This window comes from Carnobacterium sp., assembly GCF_032094055.1.
GTDB lineage: Bacteria > Bacillota > Bacilli > Lactobacillales > Carnobacteriaceae > Carnobacterium_A.
In genome coordinates, this window is record NZ_DAMDAK010000064.1 from 1,633 (window position 1) to 7,554 (window position 5,922).

General features: G+C 34.1%; 5 protein-coding genes. 1 reads left to right on the forward strand and 4 read right to left on the reverse strand.

Annotated features, from left to right (window positions below; genetic code table 11):
- Both RT405_RS09770 and RT405_RS09775 read right to left on the reverse strand, forming a co-directional pair.
- Window positions 1-640 (reverse strand): lyase family protein (locus RT405_RS09770; RefSeq protein ID WP_313469387.1); only part of this gene is annotated, 640 nt, incomplete at its 3' end.
- A 10-nt stretch (window positions 641-650) separates the two neighbouring features.
- The gene (locus RT405_RS09775; RefSeq protein ID WP_313469388.1) at window positions 651-2,207 is read right to left on the reverse strand and encodes a PTS transporter subunit EIIC; all 1,557 of its coding nucleotides are present in this window, start codon (window positions 2,205-2,207) and stop codon (window positions 651-653) included.
- Between the two features lie 151 nt (window positions 2,208-2,358).
- Between RT405_RS09775 and RT405_RS09780 the strand changes: the two genes are divergently transcribed.
- Window positions 2,359-3,915 (forward strand): helix-turn-helix domain-containing protein, encoded by a 1,557-nt coding sequence (locus tag RT405_RS09780; protein ID WP_313469389.1) that lies wholly within the window; start codon window positions 2,359-2,361, stop codon window positions 3,913-3,915.
- Window positions 3,916-4,284: 369 nt separating this feature from the next.
- Here the strand turns inward: RT405_RS09780 and RT405_RS09785 are convergent, their stop codons facing one another.
- Entirely contained in the window at window positions 4,285-5,010 is a 726-nt protein-coding gene (locus RT405_RS09785) for a LytTR family transcriptional regulator DNA-binding domain-containing protein (RefSeq protein WP_313469390.1), read from the reverse strand.
- A partial coding sequence (locus RT405_RS09790; RefSeq protein WP_313469392.1) for a histidine kinase occupies window positions 4,991-5,922 on the reverse strand: 932 nt, incomplete at its 5' end. The genes RT405_RS09790 and RT405_RS09785, both read right to left, overlap by 20 nt.

Genomic DNA, 5,922 nt, shown 5'->3' on the forward strand with positions numbered 1-5,922 from the left:
CAGCTACTCTCGTCTGCACTTCAATCCCTATATTCCCTGTAACATTAAAAGCTCCTACTGCTCCGCCCATCATCAATGTGAAAGTCCGTTTTTCCAATTCTTTCATTCGTTCGACCCCAACGATCAATTCAGAGATCCAAACGGATACTTTATAACCGTAAGTAATGGGTATCGCATGTTTTCCATGTGTTCTGCCAGCCATTACTGTAGCGGCTTCTTTTTCTGCAAGTCTGGATAAGTTTTCCAAAATTTCACTGATAATTACCATGAATTTATTATGGATTTTTTTCATGATCAATACTTGCGACGTTTGTTGGACATTTTGTGTTGTTATCCCATAGTGAATATATTTCCCACTTTCTTCACCACAAGCTTCTACTAAAACTTTCAAAAAAGGAACGAACCCATGACCGATCTTTTGATAAATACGGTCCATTTTTTCAAAATCTAAATTTTCTAATTTTCCTTTTTCTACTATCTCTTCAGCTGCTTCCAGTGGAATAATACCATATTCTGCTTGTGCTTGCGCTAAGGCTACTTCAACTTCTAACCATGTCCGGTACTTTTCTTCTTTTGTTAATAATTCCTTTATACCTCGATCATTGATAGTTTTACTTTTCGAATCATATAATGCACGCATTTAATCGCTCCTAATTTTTTTTGATATAATCGTCTACAGCATTTCGCACAAATTCAACGTAAGGCCCAAAGACGATATGGATATGGTTATCTTGCGGAAAGAAGACTCCTGATGTACCTGAATCTTTTAATCGTTCAACATCGACTTTCGTTTGATCTTTTAAGTCGATCCTTAAACGAGAAACACAATTATCAACCACTGCTACATTCTCTTTTCCTCCGAGTGCCGGAACAATGATATCTGCAATTTCATCATATCTTTTTTCTCTAAGAAGCGTATTATCTTTGACACCTTTTTCTCTGCCCAGCGTTTCTAAATTGAATTTTACTATGGCAAATTTGAAGACAAAATAGAAAACAACAAAATTTACAATACCTAACAAGATCAAGTTGATCCAATTGGTATTCTCATACATTAACCCAAAAATGCCAAAATCAAAAATGGTTCCTCTTATATACCCAATAGCTATATTCAAGAAATTTAACGGTATCGCCATAACACCGCACAATATAGCATAGACAACAAATAGTTGAGGAGCTATAAATAAGAATGAGAACTCTAAGGGCTCTGTTATATTACCTAAGAAGGCCGTCAGTACAACAGTGATAATCGCGCCTTTAGCAATTGTTTTATTATCTTTAAAGGCTGTATGGTACATTGCTAGACCAATTGCCGGTACTCGAAAAAGGGTAGTTAGCATTTGTCCCGTCCCCAAATACTTGAATAAATCCGGAGCCATTTTCCATGCTGGGTTATCAGGCCCTAAATCAAATAATATTTTATTGGTAGCATTTAGTATTCCAATATATTGTTGCCCGTCAATCATATAGACGCCGCCAGCTTCTGTAAAACGAACAATTGATGCAAGTACATGATGCAATCCAAAAGGTATCAAAGCACGATGGGCAAACCAATATACTCCTACTCCAAAAACATCATTCATAAATACTGGAGAAATAAAAATTAAGAACTGTGTAAACCAGCCCCATATTATCGGAACAACTAGTCCAATAGGCAACATAAAGAAAAATGTAGCAATTGGAACAAACTTTTTACCGCCAAAAAAGGCAAAGGCTAATGGCAATTGTATTTTATAATATTTATCCGTACATTTTGCTGCAACTAATCCGGCAATGATCCCACCTGCTGCATCTAGCTTTAGCGTCTGTACGCCTAAAACGACACCTTGGCCAACTTGAGACATCGTTTCAGCATCAGCTAATGCACCTCTTAATGTTAAATAAACATTCATAACAACAAGCAAAGTAATATAGCCTATCACTGATGAAAAAACAGCGATCCCTTTTTCCTTCTTCGACATTCCATATGCAACACCCATAGCAAATAGTAAAGGAATATTTTCAAATATTACACTGCTGATAGTCTTTAAACTATTAATGATAGCTTGTACTTCTGAATTTCCTAAAAATGCTACTTTTTCTATCATATAACTTTGTGACAAAGCTCCTGTCAAACCCATTACCATTCCGATTGGAGCCATTACTGCGATTGGCAACAATAATGAACGCCCAAACGTCTGGATAGCCACTTTAATTTTATTTTTCATCTTTATCCTCCCTGAACATTAGTAATATATATCATAATTACTCACTTAGTTTATATAGAAAGCGTTTTACCAACAAGGACATACTTTGCATTTATTTGTTTCCACATTTTAACCATATCCATATGATATAATAACAAAGAGGTGATTATGCATGTCTATTAATTCTTTTGATATCTACCTAGTAAATCGTATTCAAGAAAAAGAAAGAATCAATTTAGACAGAACAAAACAGTTGTTTGGAAAATCGTCTTCTACTGTCAGACGCTCCATTCAGAACATCAATGAATTTCTGCCTTTAAATAAGCAATTTATTATTAGCGATTTAACTATCCTCAGCCAACTAACTTATGAAGACTATTTAAACTTCACACAATCTCTTTCTTTTTCTGAGTATGCTCCTAATCAGAAAGAACGTTTTGATCTCATTATCACTTTATCTTTTATCAAAGGAACTATTAATCTTTCTAGTTTGTACGATGAGTTAGGACTCAGTATCTCTACCAAAAAGAAGGATCGTCAAATGATCGAGGACTATCTGAAAAGAAAACAGTTTACGCTCAAAACCACTCCTGGAAAAGGGGTTTCTATACATGGAAAAGAACTCTATTACAGAATATTTGTTGCTCAATTATTGCTTAAAGTGTGTGAATTAGATGAAGATAATCAAATTTTCGAGCGGCAAGCAAATAATCCAGTTGAGAGGAAAATTTTCCAACTCTATAATGATTTTCTATCTTCTTCTAAAACAGATTGTTATGCTTTCCTAAATAGTTTCTTTAAAGAACATGAGTATCGAATTGGATACCTCTCTAAGAAGTTTCTTTATCTTTATTATTTATTAACAGATCACCGTACATCAGCACACGTATTTATAACAGAGAAATATCCTATTCCTTTAACTTTAACAAATTATTATTTTGTTTCTGATCTTAATGAAAATGTTATCTTAAATTGTCTCTTTTGTTCCCTTGATTTTAATGGAAAAAGCCCAACTTTATTGGATAAACTGCTAGAAAAAGCTACACATTATCTGATACATACTGTAGAAAACCAAATTATTACCACATTTTATACAAAAAACGCACTTTTTGAGCAATGCTATCATTATTTATATAAAGCCATTTTACGAAATTTTTTAAATTTTGACTTTTATGATAATAAATTAGAAGATACAAAAAAAGAATATTCTTATCTATTCCATATAGTCTCTTCTGTACTAAACGAATCTGATCTCAAATACTATTTTCCTTTAGATGAAAATCAAATTGCTACACTTACCTTGATTTTTAGAAACCATGTTTTAAAAAATAAAGTTTCTGGAAGAAATCGTAAGAAAGTTGTTATTGTTACTAATTCAGCTAAAGAAAAAACAAATTTTTTTGCTGAAACATTAGTACATCATGTAGACATTGAGATTATGGATAGTGTGCATATTAATGAACTACATCTTCTAAGTTCATTGAAATTTGATTACCTTATTACTTTTTCTAATCGCATCTCCGCAATCTTGATCGAAAACCATTACCCTGTAATTAAGTTAAATTACTATCTTCATGATGATGATATAGAAATTTTATTAAATATAGGTTTCTCTAATAGTTCGAATAGAAAATTACTTGCAAAAGACTTTTGTAAAGAAATCAGTACTGTGCCCCAAAATGAGAGAGAGGAGTATTTAATAGCTAACTATCCTTCCTTTTTTATTTAGGTGATCAATCATAAAAATTTTAATCTGCTCTTCTTTAATCATTGATAGAAAAGCTCTTCCTTTTTTAGCGCTCGTTTATTCGCTTCCATACAAAAGTAAATCAGTTCTACGATTTAAACAAGGAGTCTATTCAAACAGAAAAAGGTTGAACTAAAAGACAAAAACTAATAAAAAACGTAGTAAGCGCCAAAAATATTTTGGCAACTTTCTACGTTTTTTCTACTCTGCTTATAAAAATCGCTTTGCTTCACTACTTATTTTAAAAACTTTTAAATAGAGATATAAAAAAAAGAAAATTCTTTGAAAACTTCTAAAGTGGTATAAAACTCTTTTAATTCATTTTATTTTCGAAATTCAACATTGCATTTCTTACAATCCTACTTGTTCTTTAAATTCTTTCATATAAGAACGGCTAACGGGGATTTTCAACTGATTATTTAATGTGACTTGATAGGTGTGATTAAACCAAGGCTGGATTTCGTCAATCGTATTTACATTGATCAGATAAGAACGATGCACTCGTAAAAAAGTAAGCGGACTGATTTTTTTCTCAATCGCACTCAATGACTCATTGATCGTGTATTCGCGTTTTTTAGTATAAATCGTTGTCTCACCATTCTCGACTCCTACTGCTATGATTTCTTCAGTTTTTACTAAAAAAATCCGATCCTCTAACTGAACAGGGATAGCATTTAGCGGTTCTTGCGGAAATTCAGGGAACAGTTGGTTCTCTTTTTGATACGTTTCGTAAGCTTTGGTAACAGCCTGCTGAATGCGCTTTTGTTCAAAAGGTTTTAAGACATAATCTTTCGCATTTAATTCAAAAGCTTTGACCGCATAATCATCGTAAGCCGTGGCAAAGATAATCAGCGGCGGTTTTTTTAAATGATTGAGTTTGTCAGCTAATGTCAGGCCGCTCTCATTGGTTAAATGAATATCAAGAAAAATCAAATCCACCGTTTTTTGTAGCATTTGTTCCAATGCTTCTTCAATCGAGTCTGCTTCACTCACTGAAGTTATTTCTTCGCATTTTTCTAATAAATAGGCCAGTTCATTTCGTGCTAAAGGCTCATCATCAACGATCAATGTATGCATGTGTTTTTCCCTCCTCTTTTTCCCGATATGGAACCGTGCATAAAACTGCGGTTCCTTGAGCAGATGTTTCAAACTGCAACTTCCCGTTTTCTCCAAATAAACTGATCAGTCGCTTGTTTAAATTTTCAAGTGCTGATCCTGTTCCTTTTTCAGATAAAACAGCTTCTTTGCCTAACATGATCAAGCGTTCCGCTTCTATTCCTTGTCCATTATCTTTTACGCTGATCTGTACTCCTTCTTCCTGTTTAATCACTTCAACCCAGATTTGGTTGCCTATTTTACGGCTTCCAAAAGCATGCTTAAATGCATTTTCCACTAAAATTTGCACCAAAAAAGGTGGCACTAAAACTTCTGCTAGTCCTGCTGCTACTTTTATGTTGACCTGATAGCGGTCTGGAAAACGAGCTTGTTCTAAAGACAAGTAGGCTTCTACTTGTTCTAGTTCTTTTGACAACGGAATCAAGTTGGTTCTCGCTCCCTGCAAATTAGAACGGAAAAAGTGGCTCAATTGAATTAACAGACTGCGGGATTTTTCACTATCGACTCGAATCAAAGCAGAAATCGTATTGATGGCATTAAAAAAGAAATGCGGATTCACTTGAGCTTGCAGCGATTTGATTTCAGCATCTTGTAATAGTTTTCCTTGCAACTCCATTTCACCTAATTCGATTTGACTGGAAGAAATGTTGCCCAAGCCTTCCGCTAATTGGCGTTCGACAAAAGTCAATTTTGTCGCATCTGTAAAGTACATTTTCAAGATTCCAACCGTCTTACCTTTCGATTTCAAGGGAATCACGATTGCTGCTTCTAGCGGACACCCGGCATGATGGCAGCCAATTTCTTCATGTGAATGAGCCTCTTTGATTTTCCCACTCTTTAATACTTCTTTTGATAAACTCGTCAAAATTCCAT

Bases quoted from the DNA above. Each gene is read 5' to 3' on its own strand.
- RT405_RS09775 (WP_313469388.1), bottom strand. From the start codon at position 2,207: ATGAAAAATAAAATTAAAGTGGCTATCCAGACGTTTGGGCGTTCATTA.
- RT405_RS09780 (WP_313469389.1), top strand. From the start codon at position 2,359: ATGTCTATTAATTCTTTTGATATCTACCTAGTAAATCGTATTCAAGAA.
- RT405_RS09785 (WP_313469390.1), bottom strand. From the start codon at position 5,010: ATGCATACATTGATCGTTGATGATGAGCCTTTAGCACGAAATGAACTG.